The sequence below is a fragment of the Parabacteroides sp. PM6-13 genome (genome assembly GCF_029892605.1).
In the GTDB taxonomy this organism is placed as follows: Bacteria; Bacteroidota; Bacteroidia; order Bacteroidales; family Tannerellaceae; genus QVMG01.
Genome location: NZ_JARXWF010000012.1, coordinates 23,407 through 48,236, shown reverse-complemented (window position 1 = coordinate 48,236; position 24,830 = coordinate 23,407). Strand labels below are relative to the sequence as shown.

General features: G+C 48.1%; 19 protein-coding genes. 8 read left to right on the top strand and 11 right to left on the bottom strand.

Annotated features, from left to right (window positions below; all coding sequences use genetic code 11):
* Window position 1 precedes the first annotated feature (1 nt).
* The 7 genes from M2134_RS12055 to M2134_RS12025 all read right to left on the bottom strand — a co-directional run bounded on the left by M2134_RS12055 (window position 2) and on the right by M2134_RS12025 (window position 6,914).
* Window positions 2-1,093, bottom strand: a complete 1,092-nt coding sequence (locus tag M2134_RS12055; RefSeq protein ID WP_280751753.1) for a methyltransferase — start codon at window positions 1,091-1,093, stop codon at window positions 2-4.
* 13 nt (window positions 1,094-1,106) lie between these two features.
* Window positions 1,107-2,012, bottom strand: coding sequence for an acyltransferase (locus tag M2134_RS12050; RefSeq protein WP_280751754.1), 906 nt, complete (start codon window positions 2,010-2,012; stop codon window positions 1,107-1,109).
* Window positions 1,996-2,250 carry a phosphopantetheine-binding protein gene (locus M2134_RS12045; protein WP_280751755.1) on the bottom strand — a complete coding sequence of 85 codons (255 nt, stop codon included), beginning with the start codon at window positions 2,248-2,250 and terminating at the stop codon, window positions 1,996-1,998. The genes M2134_RS12050 and M2134_RS12045 overlap by 17 nt, the downstream gene beginning before the upstream one ends.
* Window positions 2,251-2,277: 27 nt before the next feature.
* Window positions 2,278-3,501, bottom strand: coding sequence for a beta-ketoacyl-[acyl-carrier-protein] synthase family protein (locus M2134_RS12040; RefSeq protein WP_280751756.1), 1,224 nt, complete (start codon window positions 3,499-3,501; stop codon window positions 2,278-2,280).
* Between the two features lie 9 nt (window positions 3,502-3,510).
* Window positions 3,511-4,239, bottom strand: coding sequence for a 3-oxoacyl-ACP reductase FabG (gene fabG, locus M2134_RS12035; RefSeq protein ID WP_280751757.1), 729 nt, complete (start codon window positions 4,237-4,239; stop codon window positions 3,511-3,513).
* Window positions 4,236-5,786: an aromatic amino acid ammonia-lyase gene (locus tag M2134_RS12030; protein ID WP_280751758.1), complete on the bottom strand. Its 1,551-nt coding sequence runs from the start codon at window positions 5,784-5,786 to the stop codon at window positions 4,236-4,238. The genes fabG and M2134_RS12030 overlap by 4 nt, the downstream gene beginning before the upstream one ends.
* Window positions 5,787-6,275: 489 nt before the next feature.
* Complete coding sequence (locus M2134_RS12025) at window positions 6,276-6,914, bottom strand: porin family protein (protein ID WP_280751759.1); 639 nt, start codon at window positions 6,912-6,914, stop codon at window positions 6,276-6,278.
* Window positions 6,915-7,119: 205 nt separating this feature from the next.
* Here M2134_RS12025 and dnaE point away from each other — a divergent pair, with 205 nt between their 5' ends.
* Together dnaE and trxA are read left to right on the top strand one after the other, a co-directional pair.
* On the top strand, window positions 7,120-10,671 hold the full coding sequence (gene dnaE, locus M2134_RS12020) for a DNA polymerase III subunit alpha (protein ID WP_280751760.1): 3,552 nt from the start codon (window positions 7,120-7,122) through the stop codon (window positions 10,669-10,671).
* A gap of 82 nt (window positions 10,672-10,753) precedes the next feature.
* Complete coding sequence (gene trxA / locus M2134_RS12015; RefSeq protein ID WP_280751761.1) at window positions 10,754-11,068, top strand: thioredoxin; 315 nt, start codon at window positions 10,754-10,756, stop codon at window positions 11,066-11,068.
* 141 nt (window positions 11,069-11,209) lie between these two features.
* On the opposite strand, the gene M2134_RS12010 is transcribed toward trxA, so the two are convergent.
* From M2134_RS12010 to M2134_RS11995, 4 genes are all read right to left on the bottom strand, one after another.
* Window positions 11,210-13,189, bottom strand: a complete 1,980-nt coding sequence (locus tag M2134_RS12010; protein WP_280751786.1) for an NAD(P)(+) transhydrogenase (Re/Si-specific) subunit beta — start codon at window positions 13,187-13,189, stop codon at window positions 11,210-11,212.
* Window positions 13,189-13,500 (bottom strand): NAD(P) transhydrogenase subunit alpha, encoded by a 312-nt coding sequence (locus tag M2134_RS12005; protein WP_280751762.1) that lies wholly within the window; start codon window positions 13,498-13,500, stop codon window positions 13,189-13,191. Before M2134_RS12005 ends, M2134_RS12010 begins: the two co-directional genes overlap by 1 nt.
* Before the next feature lie 4 nt (window positions 13,501-13,504).
* Window positions 13,505-14,665 (bottom strand): NAD(P) transhydrogenase subunit alpha, encoded by a 1,161-nt coding sequence (locus tag M2134_RS12000; RefSeq protein ID WP_280751763.1) that lies wholly within the window; start codon window positions 14,663-14,665, stop codon window positions 13,505-13,507.
* 276 nt (window positions 14,666-14,941) lie between these two features.
* A complete protein-coding gene (locus M2134_RS11995) occupies window positions 14,942-15,427 on the bottom strand; it encodes an SPOR domain-containing protein (RefSeq protein WP_280751764.1) in 486 nt (161 codons plus the stop codon).
* An 84-nt stretch (window positions 15,428-15,511) separates the two neighbouring features.
* Here M2134_RS11995 and M2134_RS11990 point away from each other — a divergent pair, with 84 nt between their 5' ends.
* The 6 genes from M2134_RS11990 to M2134_RS11965 all read left to right on the top strand — a co-directional run bounded on the left by M2134_RS11990 (window position 15,512) and on the right by M2134_RS11965 (window position 24,822).
* Window positions 15,512-17,596 carry a S9 family peptidase gene (locus M2134_RS11990; protein WP_280751765.1) on the top strand — a complete coding sequence of 695 codons (2,085 nt, stop codon included), beginning with the start codon at window positions 15,512-15,514 and terminating at the stop codon, window positions 17,594-17,596.
* Window positions 17,597-17,677: 81 nt separating this feature from the next.
* A complete protein-coding gene (locus tag M2134_RS11985; protein WP_280751766.1) occupies window positions 17,678-18,535 on the top strand; it encodes an SDR family oxidoreductase in 858 nt (285 codons plus the stop codon).
* A 107-nt stretch (window positions 18,536-18,642) separates the two neighbouring features.
* Window positions 18,643-19,251, top strand: a complete 609-nt coding sequence (locus M2134_RS11980) for an L-threonylcarbamoyladenylate synthase (protein WP_280751767.1) — start codon at window positions 18,643-18,645, stop codon at window positions 19,249-19,251.
* Window positions 19,252-19,256: 5 nt separating this feature from the next.
* A complete protein-coding gene (locus M2134_RS11975; protein ID WP_280751768.1) occupies window positions 19,257-20,585 on the top strand; it encodes a deoxyguanosinetriphosphate triphosphohydrolase in 1,329 nt (442 codons plus the stop codon).
* A gap of 213 nt (window positions 20,586-20,798) precedes the next feature.
* Window positions 20,799-21,824, top strand: coding sequence for a WYL domain-containing protein (locus M2134_RS11970; RefSeq protein ID WP_280751769.1), 1,026 nt, complete (start codon window positions 20,799-20,801; stop codon window positions 21,822-21,824).
* A gap of 37 nt (window positions 21,825-21,861) precedes the next feature.
* Window positions 21,862-24,822, top strand: coding sequence for an N-6 DNA methylase (locus tag M2134_RS11965; protein WP_280751770.1), 2,961 nt, complete (start codon window positions 21,862-21,864; stop codon window positions 24,820-24,822).
* The last annotated feature ends 8 nt before the right edge of the window (window positions 24,823-24,830 follow it).

The window sequence follows — 24,830 nt, the reverse complement described above, 5'->3', positions numbered from 1 at the left end:
CTTAACTTCTCTTCTTTTTACATTGCATAATCGTATGCCCCAAGCCCAGTCCGTCGTGCATTTGTTCGACCTCCAGTCCGGCTTCGGCTACCAACCGCTCCATATCGGCGGAGTAATACATCTTGCTGTTGCCGTTTGCCAATGCTGTGAAGTAGAGACTGGTCTGCGCCAGGCAATAGGAGGCCGTTTCGAACTTCTGTCTGTCCCAGAACGTCTCCATAATATAAAGACGACTATCGGCTTCCATCGAAACGGCCGCCCGGGAAAGAATACTCAATACCTCTTCTTCAGCGAAGCAATCGAGGAACTGGCTCATCCAGATAGCATCAAAGCCTTTGGGAAACACCTGCGCCGGATCCAATAGATTGGCCGGGAATCCTCCGACACGGTCTGCCCCTTCCTGTTCTTTGGTCGCTTCACGCATCATCTCCAACTGCTGCGGAAGATCCATAATGGTCACCTTCACATTGGGTGAATAGGCCACACATTGCATTGCCCATCGTCCGGTATTGCCACCGACATCGAGCAAGGTGCGCGTCGGACGCGAGAAGACAATCTCCAATGCTTGCTGGAACGAGTTGTCCGAATAGAAATGATCGAAAGCAAACCAGCTCTTTTGTACCTGTTCGGGCAGGCGCGACAGTCCTTCATAGATTGTCGGCCATTCGCCGAATACCTGTAGTCCCGCCGGTTTTCCTTCCTTCAACGCCTCCTCCAGATGGAAGAGTCCGAGGTAATTGACATCCTGATTGAAGTCCATATTCACGCGTGCCATCTCATCGGTCAACAGAAACCAACCGGCTTTGCCCAAATAGAAACGCTCCTCTTTCAATAGGATCGTTCCGATGGTCAGCGAGGATTCCAATAATACCTGCACGGCATAACGCGAAAGTTGGGTCTTTTCCGTAATCTCCTCCAGGCTTAATCCGTCGGAGGCATTCCGCAACATCTCGAAGATGCCGAAAGAACGCATCAGGCGCGATACCTGAAAGACAACCGGGCCGAAGGCAATCTCCTGCGCAAGCCGTTGCGCTTCGGCTGCCGTGAACCGGTCTTTACTATATATTTCCTTTTGAGGAGACGATAGTTTCATATGTTTTCTTTGTTTATACTTTCCAGAAGTCGTAATAATTGAACCATTGCTCGGGATGCTTTTCCAGTATGGTTTCCAATGCTTCGATATATTGTGTTAATAAAGCCGTTTCACGTTCCCCGCGTTTATTTTCGGCAGGCGGCGCATCTGCCAATACAAAGTTAAAGGAATATCTCATTCCCTTTTCACGCAGGGCGAAATAAAAGACCACGGGCACCCGCAGTCGGGAGGCCAATAGGTAAGGCCCGGCCGGGAAAGAGGCGTTTGCGCCCAGGAAAGGAGCCTGCAGGGTTTGCGCCCCTTGCGTGAACCGGTCGCCCTGAAAGCAAACATATTCTTTCCGGTTGAGCGCGTCGCTGATGCGGAACACATGCGTCAGGTTGTCTTCATTGACCGGAATCACTTGGTAACCGCCGCCTTTCATGTTTTGTTCCAGTATCTCTTTGATCTTTTGATACTCCGCATCATACATCACGATATGCATTCGTTTGCCGTAATCGTCGAAGAAGGGGGCGCCGATCTCCCAGTTGCCCACGTGCGCACCGATGAGGATGACTCCCTGCTCGCTGTTCAATAGTTGCAGGAACTCCTCATAATGTGTACCGAAATCGAAGTGATAATCATCTGTCTTTCCGGAGCGGATCGCTACCTTGTCGATCAATGTCTGTCCGAACCGGTAGTAATTGCGAAAAAGAAAACCGATGGAACGTAGACGGTTATAATGTAAGCGGCGGCGCGCATATTGCCAACTTGCCTTCGTTGCTTTGGGTGCGAACGGTATGAAGTAGACGACCACCAGACAGAGAAATGCATAGGCGGCTCGTATCCCCAGCCCTTTGATCAAGAGAATAAAAAAGCGATACCCGAAGGATCCTCCCCGGGTTTTCCCTTTCCATTCGCTTTCATTCGTTTGCGCCATTCAGTCTCGCGTCGATAAAATCGTAAAAATCCTGGAATGTTTGTATGCCAACGAAGTCCTGTGCCTTCAATACCAATCCGAAGTCCTGCTCCACCAGCACCACCATATCGACCAGATCCAGGCTGTCGAGCTCCAGGGTCTGCATCATAGGTGCGTCGGGTTGCATTCGTTCGATATCGACCTCAAATTCGTCGGCCAGTCTCTCGTTTATTTTTGCAATTAATTCTGCGTTTGCCATTTTTGTATAGCGTATATATAAATGTTTTTATTCAGTAAATTTCCGGACAATCAGTGTCGAATTGGTTCCTCCGAAGCCAAATGAATTCGATAGGAACGCATCAAACTCCGTCTCCACCCTTTCTGTTGGGATCAGCAGTTTGGAAGATACCTCGTCGGGTTCTTCCAGATTCAGATGCGGAGCGATGAAACCGTTTTGCATCATCAACATGGAATAAACCACTTCACTGGCTCCCGCCATCCACATCTCATGTCCCGTTTGCGACTTGGTGGAGGTGACATATGGGCGATAATCGCCCAGGAGTTCCAGGATCGCTTTCGCTTCGTTCTGGTCGCCTACCGGGGTAGAGGTCGCGTGTGCATTGATATATGGTATGTCCTGTATGGATAACCGGGCGCTTTCCAACGCTCTCTTTAAGGAGCGTGCCGGCCCTTCCACATTGGGCACGGAGAGATGGTCGCCATTCGAAGAGAAGCCATAACCGGCCACTTCCGCCAGGATCGTTGCCCCGCGGCGCATTGCCGATTCGTAGCTTTCGAGAATAAGGGTGGCTGCTCCTCCGCTGGGTACCAATCCGTCCCGGTTCTTGTCGAATGGGCGCGAGGCTTTCGTTGGCTCCTCTTCCCTGCGGGAGAAGGCTTCGAGTCCGTCGAAGCTGCCTACCGAATAGATATTCATCTCCTGGGCTCCTCCGCAAACGATACACTCCTGCATGCCGGTACGGATCAGGGTGTGTGCCATGCCAATGGCGTGTGACCCGCTGGCGCAGGCACCGGAGATCGTAAAGTTGATTCCTTTGAGTTTGAATATCACCGCCAGGTTCATCGTTACGGTCGAGTTCATACTCTGAAAAACCGATCCCGATCCTACCAGTGTTGTATTATGTTTTTCGCGGATGATATCGATCGCCTGGATCACCGGCTCCGCGCTGCTGTCGTTGCCATACAGGATGCCTACCTCGTTGTTTTGCAGGTAGTCCTCGTCGATGCCTGCTTGGCGGAGCGCTTCCAAAGTTGCCACATAGGCATATTGTCCCTGTTCGCAAAGTCCATTGCGTTTCTTTCTGTCCAATATGCCTTTCAGGTCAGGGCGTTCCAGTATCCCGGTCAGGGCTGAGCGGTAGCCATATTCCTTGCGTGCCGGATCGATGCCGATGCCGGAAACCCCGTTGTATAAGGAATGCAATACCTCTTCTTGGTTCTTCCCTATACAGGAATAAATACCCATGCCTGTGATAACAACTCTGTTCATCGCACTTTTTTATGTATATAAACCTCCGTTAATGGAGATAACTTCTCCTGTAATATAAGCCGCCGCCGGCGAAACCAGGAAGCCTACCAACGCAGCCACCTCTTCGGGCGTGCCAAAACGGCCTGCCGGCACCTGTTTTTTCAGTTCGTTTTCGTCCAGATCCTGTGTCATGTCCGTGCGGATAAAACCGGGGGCTACGGCGTTTACCGTCACATTCTTTTTGGCTGTTTCCTGCGCCAATGCCTTGGTCGCCGCAATCATGCCGCCTTTAGCAGCCGAATAGTTCACCTGCCCCGGCATGCCTTTGAGGCCGGAAAGCGAAACCATATTGACGATACGCCCCAGCTTCTTGACCAACATATTTTTCAGTAATGGTTGGGTCACGTTATAGAACCCGTTCAGGCTGATATCGATCACACGATTCCATTCGTCGCCGCCCATCCACAACATCAGGTTGTCCTTGCGGATGCCGGCATTGTTGATCAATACTTCGATGTATTCACCCGGATGTGCTTCCATCCATTTGTTCAGGACAGATTCCGCCTCTTCCCGGTTGGTTACGTCGAAGGGCATCAATTCGCCATCGGAACCCTTCTCGCGCACCAAGCGCAAGGTCTCCAAGGCTTCCGCTTGATTGCTCTGGTAATTAACCAATACATAATAACCCATCTCGGCCAGTTGCACACTGACTGCCCGTCCGATACCGCGGCTTCCGCCTGTAACCAATGCGTATTTCATATTTCTTTCTCTATGCGTTTTTCTTTCAGGTAGGCCATAACAGCCTCTATCTCTTTGTATTTTGGCGTGTCTTCCACAAAAACAGGGAAGATAGCCCGTACTTCATCATATATGTTCCGCGTGCGCGGCGATAGTTTTTCTTTCATCTCCAGGCAGTCGACCGCCTGCACGATGGCCATGAAATGAATGGACATCACCTGGAAAGCGTTTTCCACAACGGTTTTAGCGATCAGAGCCGAATTGGTTCCCATGCTGACAATATCCTGATTGTCGTTGTTGTTGGGAATGCTATGCACATACATCGGGTTCGACAGGGTCTGACATTCAGCCGTTGTCGAAGTAGCCGTAAACTGCGAAGCCTGCAATCCGTAATTCAATCCCAATACACCCATATTCACAAACGGCGGCAATATCTCGTTGATACGGTCATGACAAAGATAGTTTAATTGTCGTTCCGCCAGCATGGTCAATTTGGTCAGGGCGATTTTTAACTTATCCATCTCGAACGAAACATAGTCGCCGTGGAAGTTTCCGCCATGATATACATATTGTGATTCGGGGTCGACAATCGGGTTGTCGTTGGCCGAATTGATTTCGTTAAGTAGTACCTTCTCGGCATTATCCAGTTCATCCCACACCGGCCCCAACACCTGCGGAACGCAGCGGAGGGAGTAGTAGGGCTGCACCTTGTGGTTGAATATCTTTTCATCGTTCTGCCCGAAGAGTTCATGCTCCCGCTTGCGCATCGACTGGCTTCCTTCGATCCAGCGACGCATGGCGGCAGCCGTTTTCTGCTGTCCTTCGTGTGCTTTTACGCCGTTGAGTATTGGCGACATAAAATCATCGTACGAGGAGGCGATCTCGTTCACCATAACCGATGCCACGATGCCCCAATGCAATAGGCGACGCGCATAGATGAGGTTGACCAGGCCGATGCCGGTCATCACCGCCGTGCCGTTGGTCACCGAAAGCCCTTCCCGAATATGCACTTCGATAGGCTGTAGTCCGGTCTCTTTTAATACCTCCGCGGTAGGGCGCAAGGCTCCTTCGTAGAAAACTTCCCCTTCGCCGATCAGTGTCAGGGCGATATGCGCCAGTTGCACCAGGTCGCCGCTGGCACCAACGCTTCCATGTTCGGGAATAAAGGGGTAGATGCCCCGGTTGATATATTGGCGCAATAGTTCGACCAGTTCGGTATGCACGCCCGAATAGCCCTGCAGGAAGGTCGCCAGGCGGGCGATCATCGCCGCTTTCACATAGACCGGTGGCAACGGACGGCCTGCTCCGGTGGCATGACTGCGGATGATATTATATTGTAATTGGCGAAGTACATCATCTTCCACCCGGTATTGAGCCATCGGGCCAAATCCGGTGTTAATGCCGTAGATCACCTTTTCTTTCGCAAAAGTCTGTAGGAAAGAGTAACATGTTTCCACTTTAGCCAACGCTTCCGTGGCAATTTCCAATTCCTTGTCTTCAAATAATAGTGCTTCTATCTGGCCGATCGTGAATTTCTCGTCCGGCTGATAGATGGTAGTTCCCTTCATTCTCAATTTTTTCAAATGGTGCAAAATTACTTTTTTTGGTCTACATAGCCAAAAATGTGCTGAGAAAAGGGGGTAGAGAGGGTTTCAAAGTCTATCAAATTCCTTAAAATCCTCAAATGACAAAATGTAAGCAAAATCGCCGTTTTGCTTTACAATATGATACGTTAAAAAGTGTTACTCCTGCGGGTAGTTTAAAATACCCCTACGTTTTTGGAAATTTTCTCAGGCGTTTTTGACAATTTGTAAAATTGTCTGAACCGGGATTACGTTTTAGAAAGCGTCGAAGACGCTTGACGTTGATAAACCCCATGTGTAGCGTAGCGGAGCATGGGGTGCCAGCTATAGGTGTCTTCCTCAGCCTCGAAGAGGTGGTACATGTATTCCTTTGCGCCCGACCTCTTCGAGGCCGAAGGAGGATGAGGTGATCTCGGCCCCATGTTCCGCTACGCTGCACATGGGGTTTATCAACGTCAAGCGTCTTCGACGCTATCAGTTACATTCGAAATAATACCCCAAGGAGAAGGTGATATTATTTTGGTAGACGGGTGACTCGCCTTGGCGACGGGTAGCGCGGCGGTCGAGGGTGCCGGCGTTGAGGTTGACGGCGAGGAAGTAGGCGTGGTAGGCGACGGAGAAACCGGTGTTGACGCCCAGGTCGAAAGGCTTCAGGTCTTTTTCGTCCGTATGCCCGAAATGTAAATGTTGGTTTTCCTTCCGGCTGGTCATATCTCCAAAGAGAGAGAAGTCGAAGGAGGGACCGGCATAGAGGCTGATCCGCATGTCATAAAAGGGGAAGGTCCAAGCGAGGTTGACCGGAATATGGAGTGAGTTATATCGACATCGGTTGTAGAAAGCCATGCCGTCGAGGTCTTGTCCGGAGTACCAGGCACCGCCCTGGTTCATCAGTCCTAATTCGGTTCGTATAGAGAGCCGTTTATAGATAGCGTTTAGCGGGATATTCGCCAGGGCTGCTACGCTGAATCCCATGCGGGAGCCTGCCTCGTTTTTGTCGCCAATCTTTTGCACCAGCGCGGAGTAGGAACCTCCGGCACGCACGCCCCAGGTGACTTGTCCCCAAACGGGAAAAGCCAATACAAATAGTAGGGCGACTATGGCTGCTTTCTTCATTGTTTCTCCTTTGTTCCGGACTTGAAGACAAAGATAAACACATCCGTAGATTTCGTGTCATTCTTTCGTTATAAAATGCAAGATTGCCTTCCGGCATGATAATCAGGCATGACGCATATTTTAACACAAAGTTATCAACAATAGGCGGGGTCGCCTATCTTCTTTTTGTAACTTTGAGGGAATTTTTCAGGAAAAAAAGATAGATATGGAACCTTTTGTTCATTTACACGTACATACGCAATACTCCATGCTTGACGGGCAGGCATCGATCGATGCCCTTTTGGATAAAGCGCAAAATGACGGCATGCGGGCGATTGCGATTACCGATCATGGTAATATGTTTGGTGTCAAAGAATTTTTTAATAAGGTAAACAAACGAAACGCCAAGTATAAAGGGAAACCGGAGGACGAGGATAAGCTATTTAAGCCGATCCTTGGCTGTGAGTGTTACTGTGCCCGAAACGGACGACACAATAAGAACGGGAAGGAGGACCTGGGTGGTTGGCACTTGATTGTATTGGCCAAGACGCTGAAAGGCTATAAGAACTTGATTAAGATGGTTTCTTATGCCTGGACGGAGGGTTCTTACGGGCGTCCGCGTATCGACAAGGAATTGTTGGAGAAATACCACGAAGACCTGATCGTCACCTCGGCCTGTCTGGGGGGGGAGATTCCTCAACAGATCAAGAACAGGAATATAGACAAAGCGGAAGAGGCTGTTCTCTGGTTCAAAAATCTTTTTGGAGAAGATTTCTATATCGAATTGCAACGGCATCCGACAAACGATCCGAATGCTAATTGCGAAACCTATCCATTACAAAAGGAGGTCAACAAGGTGCTTATCGAACTGGCGCGCAAGCATGATGTCAAATTGATTGCCTCCAACGATGTGCATTTTGTGAACGCGGAAGATGCCGAAGCGCACGACCGTCTGATCTGTCTCAGCACGGGGAAAGACCTGGACGATCCCTCCCGTATGCGTTATAGCAAGCAGGAATGGATGAAAACGACCGCGGAGATGAACGCCTTGTTCCAGGATGTGCCGGAGGCCTTACGCAATACGCTCGAGATTGCCGAGAAGGTCGAGTTCTATTCGATCGACAGTGGGCCGTTGATGCCCGACTTCCCGATCCCTCCTGAGTTTAACAATGACGACGAATACCTGCGCCACCTGACCTATCTGGGGGCGGAAAAGAAATATGGCGATCAGCTTAACGATGAAATACGGGAACGCATCGACTTTGAGTTGGATACAATCAAAGGCATGGGATTCCCGGGATACTTCTTGATTGTGCAGGATTTTATCGCGGCGGCGCGTGCGATGGGCGTGGCTGTCGGGCCGGGACGTGGTTCGGCGGCAGGTTCCGCTGTGGCCTATTGTCTGGGGATTACCGATATCGACCCGGTCAAATATGACTTGCTGTTCGAGCGTTTCCTGAATCCCGACCGTATCTCGATGCCTGATATCGATGTCGATTTCGACGATGACGGCCGTGGTAGGGTATTGGAATGGGTGACTGATAAGTATGGCAAAGAGAAGGTGGCTCATATCATCACCTACGGTACCATGGCGACCAAGTCGGCTATCAAGGATGTGGCGCGTGTGCAAAAACTGCCGCTGGCGGATTCCAACCGACTGGCGAAGCTGGTGCCGGATAAATTGCCCGATGGGAAAAAGGTGAACCTTCGAACAGCGATCGAGCATGTGCCTGAACTCAGGGAGGCGGCTGCTTCGCCGGATCCGGTGATGCGCGATACGCTGAAGTATGCGCAGATGCTTGAAGGAAATGTGCGCAACACGGGCGTGCATGCCTGCGGGGTGATCATCGGGAAGACTGATATCTCGGATGTGGTGCCCGTCAGTACGGCTAAAGACAAAGAGACGGGCGAAGAGATGCTGGTGACTCAGTATGAAGGATCGGTCATTGAAGATACGGGACTGATCAAGATGGACTTCCTGGGACTGAAGACCCTGTCGATTATCAAGGAGGCGATCGAAAATATTGAGCAGACCACCGGTGTAAAGATCGACATCGACAAGATCGATATTGAGGATGCGAAAACCTATGAATTATATAGCGCGGGAAAGACCACCGGTACGTTCCAGTTTGAATCGGCCGGGATGCAGAAGTACCTGCGCGAATTGCAGCCGACGAAGTTCGAGGACCTGATCGCGATGAATGCCCTCTACCGGCCGGGGCCGATGGAGTATATCCCGCAGTTTATTGCCCGTAAACATGGCAGGGAAGAGATCGCGTATGATATCCCCATCATGGAACGCTACCTGAAAGATACCTATGGCATCACGGTGTATCAGGAACAGGTCATGCTTCTGTCGCGCTTATTGGCCAACTTCACCCGGGGACAGTCGGATGAGTTGCGTAAAGCGATGGGGAAAAAGCTTATCGATAAGATGAACGCGCTGAAGGAGAAATTCCTCAGTGGCGGGAAAGCGAACGGACATGAAGAGAAGACCCTATTAAAAATATGGGGCGACTGGGAGAAGTTTGCCTCCTACGCCTTCAATAAGAGCCATGCCACCTGCTATTCCTGGGTGTCATATCAGACGGCATACCTGAAAGCGCACTATCCCTCCGAATACATGGCAGCGGTGTTGAGCCGGAATATATCGAATATTACGGAAATTACCAAGTTTATGGACGAGTGCAAGGCGATGGATATCCAGGTGCTTGGACCGGATGTCAATGAGTCGAGCCTGAAATTCTCCGTCAACAAAAAAGGGGATATCCGCTTCGGACTGGGCGCGGTGAAAGGAGTAGGGGAGAGTGCTGTGCGCAATATCATCGAGGAGCGCAAGAAAGAGCCTTTCAAGAGCGTGTTCGATTTTGTGGAACGTGTTTCGCTTACTACGTGTAATAAGAAGAATATAGAATCCCTGGCATTGGCAGGTGCTTTCGATAATTTCGGTATCCGTCGCGAGCAGTTCTTTGCTGCCGGCGAAAAGGATGGGGAGATGTTTTTGGATACGCTTATTCGCTACGGTAATAAATTCCAGATCGATAAGGCGTCGGCCGCCAATTCCCTGTTCGGTATGGACAATGTGGTGGAGATATCGAAACCGGCGATTCCGACCTGTGAGTCGTGGAGCGATCTGGAACGGTTGAACCGCGAGAAAGAGTTGGTGGGTATCTACCTGTCGGCGCATCCGCTTGACGAATACCAGGTGATCCTTACCTACGCTTGTAATACCGGTGTGGCTGAGTTGAATGATAAAGATCTGTTGAAAGGCCGGGATATCATGCTGGGAGGGATTGTGACCGACTTCCGCGAGGGGACCACCAAAACGGGTAATCAGTATGGTATTCTGAAGATAGAAGACTTTACGGGAAGTGCTGAGATTCCGCTGTTTGGGAAAGATTATATTGAATATGGAAAATATGGACGTCCGGGCATGTATCTGTTGATTCGTGGCAAAATGGAACCTCGTCGTTGGCGCGAAGAAGAGGTGGAGTTTAAGATCGGAACAATCGGATTATTACAGGATGTGAAAGAGTCGCTGATTGAAACATTAAGGATCACACTCCCGATACATTGTCTAAACGACAAAATAATAAATGAACTCTCTGTGTTGATCAAGAACAATCCGGGAAACAGTTTGTTATACTTCAAAATGATCGATAAGGAGTATAATGTGATGCTCGATTTTACTTCCAAAACGATTAAGTTGGAAGTAACCCTTGAACTGATCAATTTTCTGAAAAACAATGAGGAAATCGAGTTTAAAATAAACGGATAGCTATTGTCTGGGGGCAAAAGAATGACTACTTTTGGCCTCGCAAAACGCATGATCAACTTACAAAATTTAAATATAAACAAGTATGGCACTACAAATTACAGATGCGAATTTCGAAGAATTAGTAAACTCAGGCAAGCCGATGGTGCTTGACTTCTGGGCAGAATGGTGTGGCCCCTGCCGCATGGTGGCTCCTATTATTGATGAACTGGCAGAAGCCTATGAAGGACGTGTGACGATAGGTAAAATGGATGTGGATGAGAACAATGACGTAGTAGGTCAGTTCGGTATTCGCAATATCCCTACCGTATTGTTTTTCAAAGATGGTAAAATGGTCGACAAACTGGTTGGCGCTACGACGAAAGATAAATTTGTTGAGAAGATTGAAGCACTGCTGTAAGAAGCGGATTTATGATAAAAAGAAAGAGGCTGTCTGTGATATCAGACAGCCTCTTTTCTTTTTTTGGCGCAGATTACGCAGATTACACAGTTTTATGCAACACAAGACCGTGAAATCTGTGTAATCTGTGCCAAAAATATGTCAGGAATTATGCAACATACTCAATAGTTGGGATAATGACTCTTTGGCATCCCCCAGCATCATGGTGACTTTCTCCTCCATATCATACAGCGGGTTCGGCACGCCGGCATAACCCGGTTTGCGGTCGAAGTTGCAGATGATGATATGTTTTGCCTGCTCTACATTTAATACGGGCATCCCGTAAATAGGGGTGTCTTTCGCATCATGAGCGGCCGGGTTCAATACATCGTTGGCTCCGATCACCACGACCAGATCCGTATCCTTGAAGTCATCGTTGATATTATCCATTTCATACAGTTGGTCGTAGGCCACATCGGCTTCCGCCAGCAGCACATTCATATGTCCCGGCATACGTCCCGCCACCGGATGAATGGCGTATCTGACCTCTGTGCCCTGCATTTCCAACGCGTTGGCAAGCTGGCGAACCTGATGTTGCGCCTGTGCCAGTGCCATGCCGTAGCCCGGAACGATAATCGCTCGTTTGGCCGATTTCAGTACCTCTCCGGTGTTGGCGCCTGTCGTTTGCTGTGGCTCGGCAGCGGGGGCATCGCTCTTCTGCGTGTTCATCTCCCGCATCACCTGTGCCAATGACTCTTTGGCATCACCCAGCATCAAGGCCACCTTCTCCATTTCATACAGCGGATTGGGAACGCCGGCATAGCCCGGTTTGCGGTCGAAGTTGCAGATGATGATGTATTTGGCCTCGTCAACATTCAATACCGGCATGCCATAGATCGGAGTCCCTTCGGCGTCGCGGGCCGCCGGGTTCAGTACATCATTGGCTCCGATCACCACGACAACATCTGTCTCTTTGAAGTCGTCGTTGATATTATCCATCTCATACAGTTGGTCGTAGGCCACATCGGCTTCCGCCAGTAACACATTCATGTGACCCGGCATACGTCCGGCCACCGGATGGATGGCGTATCTGACCTCTGTACCCTGTGCTTCCAGGGCATCGGCCAACTGGCGAACCTGGTGTTGCGCCTGTGCCAAGGCCATACCATAACCCGGAACAATGATCACCCGCTTAGCAGATCTCAGTCGTTCGCCGGGCGAGTTCTCTTGAGGTTGTGGCTTCGGCATTTCCTTTTCGGCTACCGGTTCAATAGGCTTCTCGCTGTTTCCGGGAGCAGGATCTACCGATGTTTTCCCCATCAGGATAACCGCCAGGCTCCGGTTCATGGCCCGGCACATGATCTGTGTCAGGAGCAGTCCCGATGAACCGACGATACCTCCGATAGAAACAACCAATAGGTCACCGATCGCCATACCGGCAATCGCGGCTGCTATCCCGGCAAGGGATGTCAACAGGGAGATGGTGATCGGCATATCAGCGCCACCTACCCGGATGGCAAATGCCAGTCCGAAAAACGAACCGAACACCACAGCTGCCGCCATGATGAAATAGATATTCGACAGGATGCCCATGTCTTTGCCGATGAAGAAGGCAAAAACAACCGAAGCGATGGAACCGATCATCAACAGAATGGTGATCAACTGATGGTTTTTCCAGATAATAGGCTTCTGGGAAAGCAACCGGTGCAATTTACCCGCCGCCACCATACTGCCGACAAAGGTTACCATGCCGACCACAATAGCCAGGGTGGCTGTTACGTTGACAAACAACGGATAGTCGGAAGGTTTTACGCCAATGTTGATAAGCGTCAAAGCGCCCACCACAGCACCGGCCAGTCCGCCCAATCCGTTCAGCATGGCCACGGTCTGTGGCATCTGTATCATCTGCACCTTATAGGCCAGGACAGCCCCGATAAGGCTACCGATCAGTATAAACGCGTAGATTGTCCCGACTTCGAAGATCTGGTAATACCACAGGGTCACCACCGTTCCCGCCAACAGACAGAACGATAATAACAGGTTACCACGAACCGAAGAGGAGACTTTGCTCATCATGGATATCCCGAGCAATGAGAGGAGCGAGAGAACTACACAAACAATATAATAGAATGTTTCCGTCATCATTTGTCAGTCGTTTTTTTCTTGGGATTAAACATCTTGAGCATACGATGGGTCACACCAAAGCCGGCTACCACATTCACGGTTGCCAGAACAACCGCTATTCCACCGAAGATCTGCCCGATCACGAGCCCTGTTCCTCCCGCCTGATACGAATATCCGACAGTGATCACCGCGCCCAACAGGCAGACACCGGCCAGCGCATTCATCCCTGTCATCAGGGGTGTATGTAGTAAGCTCGGCACATTCTTGATAATGAAATAACCAACGATGGAGGATACCAAAAATATCAGTACCAGAAATATCGGATTCATTGTCTTACTTTTTATTCATGGCTTCCAAAGCCCCTGTATGTACTACTTTACCGTCGATAGTCACTAAGATAGAGTCTACGATTTCGTCTGATCTGTCTAATTCGATCTTTCCGTCTTTTACCAGGTATTTCACCAGATTGTACACATTGTTGGAGAACATCCAGGTTGAGCTGGTCGGCAGCATACCCGGTATATTCTTAATACCTATCAGTGTGACACCGTGTTTTACTTCTGTTTTTCCCGCGGGTGTGATGTCGCAGTTACCGCCCTGGTCGATCGAGATATCGACAATCACCGAACCGTTTGGCATCTCTTTGACCATCTCTTCCGTGATCAGTACAGGAGCGATCTTGCCCGGAACCAATGCGCTTAAGAACACCACGTCCATATCTTTCAGAACTTCACGCAGTTTTGCACGCTCTTTTTCCAGCCATTCTTCGGGCAGATCCTTGGCGTAACCACCTTCAGCAATCGCCATCTCGGCAGGTATGCCCATGTCAACCACCTTAGCGCCCAGGCTCTGTGCCTGTTCGATAGCTGCCGGACGAATATCCGTCGCGTAGGTAACGGCACCCAGTCGTTTGGCCGTAGCCAAAGCCTGCAAACCGCCTACACCCACACCAATCACCAATACCTTGGCGGGTTGAATGGAACCTACGGCTGTGAACATGGGGGGCATAAACTTAGGCATCGCATTGGCAGCCAAAAGCATACCTTTGTATCCGGCGCAGGTACTCATCGATGTCAGGGCATCCATATTCTGAGCGCGTGAGATACGTGGGATGCCGTCCAGGGTCATACTGATAATACCTCTTTCGGCTAATTGGCGCACCATCTCATGGTTGACAGGAGAGGCCGGGTGTATAAATGTGATAAGGTATTGTCCCGGATGCATCAGGTCCACTTCGTGCTTGTTGAACTCGTTGTTGAAGAGCGGTTCTTTTACTTTCAGGATCAGGTCTGCTTTGTTGAAAAGCTCTTCGGCAGAAGCGATGATCTCCGCACCGGCGGCTGTATAGGCTTCGTCGAAGTAGAAAGAACCTTCTCCGGCTTTGTGCTCAACCAGAACTGTTGCGCCATCGGCGATAAACTTTTTTACTGTCTCCGGGCTGGCGGCTACGCGGGCTTCGCCAGGCATGATCTCTTTTGGAATACCAATAATCATAATGATAGTGTTTTTGAATGATTTTTATGTGATTTAAGACGTTTTCGGGCCAATACGGCGTACTCTTACGCGGTGTTGGTTACAAAATGTTTTCAAATGTAGTAATAAAAGCAAATTGGTATTCCAATTTTAGCATTTTTTTTGAGCGGAAAAAAAATTCTCACCCGCATGAGAAAAAATTCTCACCCGCGTGAGAATTTTTTTACTCCCGCATGAGGATAAAAAAAGGAAGGGGGACTCCCTTCCTTTCTTACGTGTATATCTGTTGTTTTTTAATCAATACGTTCTTTCCAGCAACCAGGAGTCCTGGAAGTTGGGCGCATATTTGCGTTTGAAAGCATCGCGGCTGGCGGCGGCCTGTGTCTTGTCGTCGAAGCTGGATACGATCACGCGTAGCATACCTTCGTCGTTTTCTCCTAATACCACATAGTAGCCATCGTTTTCCATCCGTTCTTTTAAGGAATAGGCATTTGTTTTATTGCGGAAGCTACCAATCACCACACTGAAGCGTTTCAAACGGTTCGGATCTTCTCCCTGTGCGGGTTTGATCTTTTCCGTACGGGTTGTTTCCGCTACTTTCGGTTTTGAAACAGGGGCAACATCGACCACATCATCGTTAACGACCACCACATCTGTCGGCGCGTCCATCTCTCTCTCTTTGGCCTGCTCATACGCAGCCTTATAAGCACTCTGTTTGGGCTTACATGAACCCAGGGATACAATCATACAAATCGCGGCTCCAAATAACCAAATCTTTTTCATATTGTCAGATATTTAATTACTTGCGCAAAGATATGAATAAATTTAGCTATTTTCGCATGCATAACTTAATATATCATAACGCAAATGAATAAATCTATCGTAACAATGGCCATGTCAGCAACCGTGTTATTAGGGGCATGCGCACAGGAATCTACACAAAAAACGCCCGAGGCGCCCCTGATCGGACGCACGGAAATGACTATCCCGAACGGACGGCTCACTCCCGAAGTATTATACTCCATGGCGCGCGTGAGCGGTGGCCAGGTTTCTCCCGATGGGAAGAGGGTATTGTATGGCGTGAGTTTTCAAAGTATTGAACAGAACAAGGGGAATCGTGAACTCTTTGTTGTCGATATCGACGGCAAAAACAAACAGCAGATTACCCATACGCCTCAAAGCGAAAACAACGAGGTGTGGATAAACGGAGGCAAGCAGATCGCTTTCCTTACAGGCGGACAGATCTGGGTGATGGATGCCGATGGCTCCAACCGCCGACAGATTAGTCAATACGACGGAGGCATCGATGGCTTCCTGCTTTCGCCGGATGAGACAAAGGTGGCCTTTATCAGTCAGATCCCCTATGGCATCGATACGCATAAAACCTTTCCCGACCTGCCGAAGGCAACCGGGCGCATGGTGGATGACCTGATGTATAAACATTGGGACGAATGGGTAGAGACTGTTCCGCATACCTATTGGGCACCGATCGACTGGAACGGGACATTGGGCGCGGTGACCGATATCGTGGAGGGTGAGCCTTACGATGTGCCGATGAAACCCTTCGCAGGTGTGGAAGAATTGTCGTGGACGCCCGACGGAACCCAATTGGCCTATGCGGCACGGAAGAAAACAGGGGTGGCTAAATCTTTGTCGACCAACTCGGATATTTATCTGTATGACCTGGCGAAGAAAGAGACCCGTAACCTGACGGAAGGCATGATGGGTTACGATACCAACCCGGTGTTCTCGCCCGACGGCAGCAAATTGGCCTGGGTCAGCCAGGAGCGCGATGGCTATGAATCGGACAAACACCGCCTCTTTGTGATGGATATGGTTACCGGCAAAAAGACCTACCTGACTGAAGATTTCGACTACAATGCCGATTCGCCTATCTGGCATCCTGATGGCAATATGCTTGCTTTCCTTGGCGCGAAAGAGGGATTGGTGCATATCTGGGGCATTACGCTGGATAAGCAGATCGGACAGGTAACTACCGGACAATATAATTACCTCTCGATTCATTCGGCTGCCGGACAGATCGTTGCACAACGTCAGTCGCACGAGCAACCGACCGAGCTCTATCGCATCGACCCGATGAGCGGTGCTGCTATGGAGATCAGCTTTGAGAATAAACCGTTGCTCGATCAACTGACGATGGGCAAGAGCGAACCTCGCTGGGTAAAGACCACCGACAACAAAGAGATGCTTGTCTGGGTGATTTATCCCCCGCATTTCGATCCGAATAAGAAATATCCGGCACTTCTCTATTGCCAGGGTGGCCCGCAAAATATGGTGAGCCAGTATTGGAGCTTCCGTTGGAACTTCCAGATTATGGCGGCCAACGATTATATTATTGTAGCGCCTAACCGACGGGGACTGCCCGGCTTCGGACAGGAGTGGCTGGAACAGATCAGTGGCGACTATGGCGGCCAGAATATGAAAGACTACCTGGCAGCCATCGACGCGGTGGCTAAGGAACCCTATGTGGATGAAAACCACCTGGGAGCTGTTGGCGCAAGCTATGGCGGATTCTCCGTATACTGGCTGGCAGGCAACCACAACAAGCGCTTCAAAGCCTTTATCGCTCATGCCGGTATGTTCAATATGGAGCATCAATACTTGGAAACAGAAGAGATGTGGTTTGCTAATTGGGATATGGGCGGCCCGTATTGGGATAAGAACAACCCGGTGGCGCAGCGCACGTTTGCCAACTCGCCTCATCGTTTTGTTGACAAATGGGATACACCTATCCTGGTGACGCATGGAGAAATGGACTTCCGCGTGCCTATTTCACAAGGTCTGGCAGCGTTTAATGCTGCTAAGTTGAGAGGCGTTCCGGCCGAGATGCTGGTGTTCCCGGATGAGAACCACTGGATATTGCAGCCACAGAACGGAGTCTTGTTCCAGCGTGTCTTCTTCAACTGGCTGGATAAGTGGCTGAAGGAGTAGGAAGAGGTGCGAATCCGCCGCTGAATTGCGTATCTCCCGTAGATTGTGTACTTTTGCCCCGGTTATTAAATATAAATAGGTATGAGTCATAATTTATTGAAAGGCAAGCGGGGCATCATTTTCGGTGCGCTGAATGAGATGTCGATTGCCTGGAAAGTCGCTGAGAAAGCGGTCGAAGAGGGAGCAATCATTACACTAAGTAATACACCGATGGCCCTGCGTATGGGCGAGTTGGACGAACTGTCTAAAAAGCTAAATGCAGAGGTGATTCCGGCGGATGCCACCAGTGTGGAAGACCTGGACATGGTATTCTCCAAATCGGTGGAGATACTGGGCGGAAAGATCGACTTTGTGCTTCACTCCATCGGTATGAGTCCGAATGTGAGGAAGAAACGTACATACGACGACCTGGATTATAATATGCTGGAGAAGACATTGGATGTGTCGGCGATCTCCTTCCATAAGATGTTGCAGGTGGCTAAGAAGCAGGATGCGATAGCCGAATATGGTTCGGTGGTAGCCCTGAGTTATGTAGCGGCTCAACGCACCTTCTTCGGATACAACGATATGGCGGATGCCAAGAGTCTGTTGGAATCGATCACGCGTAGCTTCGGTTATATCTACGGACGGGAGAAGAATGTGCGTATCAATACGATCTCTCAGTCGCCGACCGCGACAACAGCCGGGAGCGGTGTGAAAGGGATGGAGAGCCTGATGGACTTCTCCGATAAGATGAGTCCGCTGGGTAATGCAACAGCCGAAGAGTGTGCCGACTATTGTGTGACCCTCTTCTCGGATCTGACACGCAAGGTAACCATGCAGAACCTTTTCCACGATGGTGGCTTCTCGAGCATGGGTATGAGTCTCCGCGCGATGAATCAGTACAGCAAAGGACTGGATGAGTACACGGATGAGAATGGAAAGATAATATATGGATAAGCGAGGGAAATTATGAATTATGAATTATGAATTATGAGAAGGATCGTTGTTCTTTTCATAATTCATAATTCATAATTCATAATTTTTCTGCTGTAAGCAGAAACACTATGTTACTTAGGATTTACCCCGATAACCCCAATCCACGGGAGATAAGCCGGGTTGTTTCGGTGTTACGGGACGGCGGCTTGGTTATTTATCCGACAGATACGGTCTACGCTATCGGATGTAACGCCCTGAATGTACGGGCGGTGGAGAAAATATGCCAGATGAAAGGGGTGAATCCGCAAAAAGCAAACCTGTCGATTATCTGTTACGACCTGTCGAATATCAGCGAATATGCCAAAGTAAGTAACGCGGCATTCAAACTGATGAAAAAGAATTTGCCGGGACCTTTCACCTTTATATTGCCGACCAGCGGCGAACTGCCAAAGATATACAAACACCGGAAAGAGGTGGGAATCCGTGTGCCGGACAATACGATCGTGCGCGAACTGGTGCGGGAGTTAGGCAATCCGATTCTGACCATGTCGGTGCATGATGAGGACGAAGTGATAGAGTATTCGACCGATCCGGAACTGATTGATGAAAAATATGCCCACCTGGTGGATCTGGTGATCGATGGCGGCTACGGCACGATGGAGCCCTCTACTGTTGTGGATTGTACAACGGATGATTTCGAAATTATCCGCGAGGGAAAAGGCGAACTAATCTGGTAAAACCTATGAATTGGATCCAACTACTTTCCGACAAACGGTTCGGGATGGAAGACTACAATAACCGGAAGCATGATCGGACGGATTTTCAACGCGATTATGACCGGTTGATCTTTTCATCCGCCTTTCGCCGCTTGCAGAATAAGACACAGGTGTTCCCGCTTCCTGGAAGCATCTTCGTGCACAACCGATTGACACATAGCCTGGAGGTGTCCTGCGTGGGACGTTCGTTGGGCAATAATGTTGCCCGGGCGTTGATGGAAAAGTATCCCGGCATGGATGCCAATTTTTCGGAGATCGGTTCTATTGTTTCTGCTGCCTGCCTGGCGCATGATATGGGTAATCCCCCTTTCGGGCACTCGGGAGAGCGAGCCATATCCGCCTTTTTTACCGAAGGGGGCGAGGGAAAACAATGGGAAGCTCAGGTGAAAGAGGAGGGAGGCCGTTGGGAAGATTTTGTCTATTTCGAAGGAAATGCGAATGCGCTCCGCCTGTTGACCCATCAGTTTACCGGGCGACGAGAAGGTGGATTCGCTTTGACATACAGCACCCTGGCGTCGATTATCAAATATCCGTATTCCTCTGAATTGGCACAGAAGAAGAAAAAGTTTGGTTTCTTCCAGACAGAAGAGGAGACGTTCAATAAGATTGTTGAGGAGTTAGGACTTTGCCGTGATCCGGAAGAGGAGGGGAAATATGTTCGCTACCCATTGGTTTACCTGGTGGAAGCTGCCGATGATATCTGTTATCAGATCATGGATATAGAGGATGCCTGCAAGTTGCATATCCTTTCGTATGAAGAGGCGATCGAACTATTGTTGGGCTTTTTTGAAGAAGACCGTCGCGAACGCCGTCAGGAGGTGATGCGGATGGTAGACGATAAGAACGAACAACTGGCCTATCTCCGCTCGAGCATTATCGGGTTATTGGTCGATGCCTGCTCACAGGTCTTTATTGAACACGAAGAGGATATCCTGTCGGGGCATTATAAGGGTCCGTTGATCGAGCGAATCAACGATCCGGCTAAAAAGGCGTATGCCGCTTGTTCTAAGGTGGCCTGTGAGAAGATCTACAAGGCCAAAGAGGTGGTCGATGTGGAACTGGCCGGGCATCACATCTTTAGCCGGTTGATTAGTATCTTTACAAACGCGTTGATAAACAAGGATCAGCCTTATAGTCAGCTGTTGCTGCAACGCATCCCCAGCCAATACGATACGAATGTGCCTACGACTTACGGAAAAATACAATGCGTGCTCGATTATATTTCAGGCATGACCGATGTCTACGCACTCGATCTCTACCGAAAAATCACCGGCATGAGCTTGCCGGCTGTTTGATGTTCTATCTATTGGAGTGGAAAAATATTCTTTCTACTGTTTTCTTTATCCTTTGCACAAGTAGAGTAAGTCGATATTTTGCTATCTTGCGCTATGTTGTTTTGTCCAAAATAAATTGTTGACATAGGACAGAAACAGCAAAAAGCTATTTTTTTATGAAAATGTAGTTGTTTACTAAAGAAATGACTTAATTAGTAGTATTGAAGTATATTCATGGCAACAAATAAGAATGCTCGTCTTCGTTACGAGGCACTTGATAAGTGTTTTAGTAATTTCTCGCGTAAATTCTATATTGAGGATTTGCAAAAAGCTGTTTGTGATTATTTGAAAACTCAATTAAGCGAATACAAAACGATAAGCAGACGACAAATCTATTCAGATATAGAAGAGATGCGTACCTCTCCCAATATGCAGGCGCCAATAGAAGCCTATTGGGATGGTCAACGTAAATATTATCGATACGATCGAGAGGGCTTTTCGATTGTTGACCTTACAGACGAAGAGCTGACAGAGTTGGAAACGACTGTGAATATGCTTGCTTCATTTCGCGGAATGCCACAATTTGAATGGATGCTTGATATTATAAACAAGCTGAAAAAGAAATATAAAGTGAAAGGGATCGATAAGACCATTTTTTCTTTTGATTCAAACATCGACTTGCAAGGTATTGAACGATTTAAACAATTATTTGGCTATATTGTAAACGAACAGCCAATAAAGATAACCTATACTCCATTTCATACACCCTCTTTTGAAGCGGTTATCCATCCCTATTTTTTGAAGCAATACAATAATCGATGGTATCTGTTGGGCTTTTATAGTGAATATGAGGATATTTCGATATTACCCTTAGACAGAATAGTAGGAGTAGAGCCTGTCAAACGAACATTTATACCTGATTCTATAATAGAGAATCCTGACGATTACTTCTATGATGTCATCGGTGTCACTATCCCCAAAGGGAGGAAGCCGGAAAGAGTGGTATTGAAATTTAGTGAACATCGTTATCCTTATATTATCGCCAAGCCTATTCACCCAACCCAGCAAAAGGACGATAAGGAGCGCATTGTTACATTAACGTTAATACCTAACCGAGAATTGATAGCTACCATTCTTGGCTTTGGAGATGATGTGGAAGTTGTAGAACCTCAGTCGCTTAGAGGTGAGATTGCGGCGGTTTTAGCAGGGTGTTGCAAGAATTATGGACTTTTGAAGAATGACTGCACAAGTACGCTCTAAATTTGCGGTATCAAAATAAAACAAAAAACGTAAGCTTATGCTCAACACACACACACTTTCCGCTACTCAGTCTTTTGATCTCGCAAACGTTCTTTTCTCTGCTCCTGTAGAGACGGTAAAAACACCTACCCGAGGAAAAGTTTTTGCAGAAGATGATTTTGCGAAAAATTGGGAATCGATTTATCTGCATCCAAATCAACTCAAATCAGGAGAAGTCGTAAAAGGAATGCGTAAACTCACCTCTTCAGCCCTTGTAATATCGTCACATGGTAATTCAATGGTATTTATTCTTGCCTCGATGGAAGAACCGGTTTATATTCCAGGTGCTTTTGAGAAAGGTGAACAAGGCTATTTTATGGCTTTCTATCTTGCTCCTGTACTCAATACTGAATACGTGTATTATATGTGTCAGTTTGGTGCTTGGCGCAGAATTGTCAATAATATTGACGCCTATGAAACAGGGCTGGATTGGAGTAGTGTTGGTATGTTTGCCGGATCTGATGGCCATGGAAAAGCGATGTATATAGATCCGGAAGACATTATTCGGAATGCAGGAAAAATAAGCTTGCCGTCTATTTCTGCCCAAGAAGAGCTTGTCGAAGCTGCTAAAAAGCAAGCTGCTAAAATAGCAGAGCTGTCAACCTCTCAATATAATGTAGCAGATATTGTATCTCGATACACAGACTTTGGGCGTGTTGATGGATTATTTCGGACTAATAATATCCCTCTTCTTGCTGAGTTATACCGCCGTTGCGCTGGTGGCTCTGTAAATCGTCGTGTCTTAGAGGTACTCAAACTGGAGGAATTCAATCGTGAAGTGCTAACAGAAAGCGAATTGTCTTTTTTGGAACAGCATCTTGCAGAGTTATTCACGTTAGTGGTAACTCCCCATGAAATTTCACTTCATTCAACAATCGCTTCCTTGCAACCTAAAGAGGTGATCGAATTCCTTTGTACTCTTGCTGCTTTTCCGGAAGATGTCACTGTTTACAATCCTTTTGCCGGTGTTGCAGCATACACTGTTGCTCTTCCAAATCAGGTTGTAGGAGAGGAAATAGATGAGGTGCTATGGGCGCTTGCCCAGATTCGTCTGTTTGCTAATTCTGTGGCAAAAGGTAGCTGTGTGATGCTCGGTGATTCGTTTGAAAAGATAGCTTCAGATACGGTGTATAAAGCTATCATAACGACTCCCTGCTTTTCGAAAGAAAAAGGGCGTGAGGTCTCTGATATTATCAATCAGCTTTATGCTAAGTTGGATGAAGATGGTAAATTGGTCTGTATCGTACCAGTGAGCTTTCTTTTTTCAAAAAATCGTTCTATCCTTACTGTTCGCAAACAGCTCATAGAGGAACGTGCTGTTAATACCGTGATAAAGTTGCCTTCAAACATCTTTGTAGGCACATCCTTAGAACAGGCAGCGATCATTCTTACTAAAGGCAAGTCAAATGAAGATATTTTGTTTGCGGATGCCTCCGATTATACACGTATCTCTGCGAATGATTATCGTACTTCCTCTTTCGATTCTGAGCTATTTCTCAAGGATCTTGAAAAAGCAGTTGTTTACTTTAATGAGCAGGGTTGTGCTTTCGATGAATCTGCTATTGGAGTATTGGTCGCATATACAGAACTGATTGGTTTGGATCTTACGCCTTCGATCTATCTTACGGAAAAACCCAAAGACGGTATTCTGCTCTCTGAACTTGCGGTCGAACTACCGCTATTGCGTGGGAAAGAGGTGTCTTCTGACTATTTTATCACGGGAGCCTCTATTCCCGAAGCAATGCATCGTAAGCCTTATGTCCCCACAAAACAATACGACGGCAAGAGGGTGCCGGCTAAAAATTATGTGCAGGTGGCGGGTGACGCGGTTCTCATTGCTCTTGTAAATGGTTGTATCCGTACCGCTTATATGGAAAATTTCTTTGATGTAATTGCTTTTCCCAGTGGTTTTGTTAAAGTTCTTCAGCCTCAAAAAGAGGTGAGTGCCAAATATTTATCGGCTCTTCTTTCGACGAAATTAGTTGCTGACCAAATAAAAGCACAAGCTTCCGGGACTATTATCCCCCGACTCAGCACAATCGATCTATCTTTGGTGTCTGTGCCGCGCCACGAGAATATAGAAGAGCGAGAGCGCGTTGTTACTGAGGTGCTATTATCGGAGATGAGTGACCTTGAAGATGAGCTTCAAGAGGCGCTTGATAAGCAGAAACGCGAAATAGGAAGTACTCGTCATGCTATGATTCAGACTCTTTCTGCGCTCTCGTCCAATTGGGAGCAGTTGAATCTGTTTGCGCAAAAGAAAGGAGGAAGCCTGAGTCTGTTGGATACAGTTGGACGTATCAATCCTATTTCTGTTAAAGATCTGATGGGAAGTATAGATTATGCTATTTCTACTCTTCAACGTCAGGTAGAATCTCTTCGGTTTGAGAAAGCGGATTGGGGTGAAGAGGTGGCTATAAATCCTTATGAATTTATTAATACTTACGTCGCTACACACGCTACTCCGACTGTGAGAATGTTGAATGTTGGTAATGATAATCAGACGGATTATCCTTGCTGGGATGATGAGACAGGTGAATTGAGTGTTGAACATACAGATGCGGCATTTGTCTTTTATGCACCGAAAAGGCTATTAGAGCGCATCTTCAATAACATCGTAACCAATGCCATGGCGCATGGTTTCTCTGCAGAGAAGTCGGATAACGAAATCAAATTTGACTGGAAGGCTGAAGATGGTAATATCGTGATAACGATAGCCAATAATGGTTTACCTTTTAAGAGTGGTGTTTCGGGCGAAGATGTTCTTATGAGCGGTTTTACAACAGCTCTCCATGAGAACGCTGCTGATGGTACTCTGCATTCTGGTCAAGGCGGGTTCGAAATAAAAGCATTAATGGAAGGTCTCGGCTCGGTGGAAGTGATTTCACAACCTGATGCGGAGTTCCCGGTGATTTATAAGCTTGTTTTTGAGAAAACAAATACTTTGTTTACCCTTTAATATTAAAA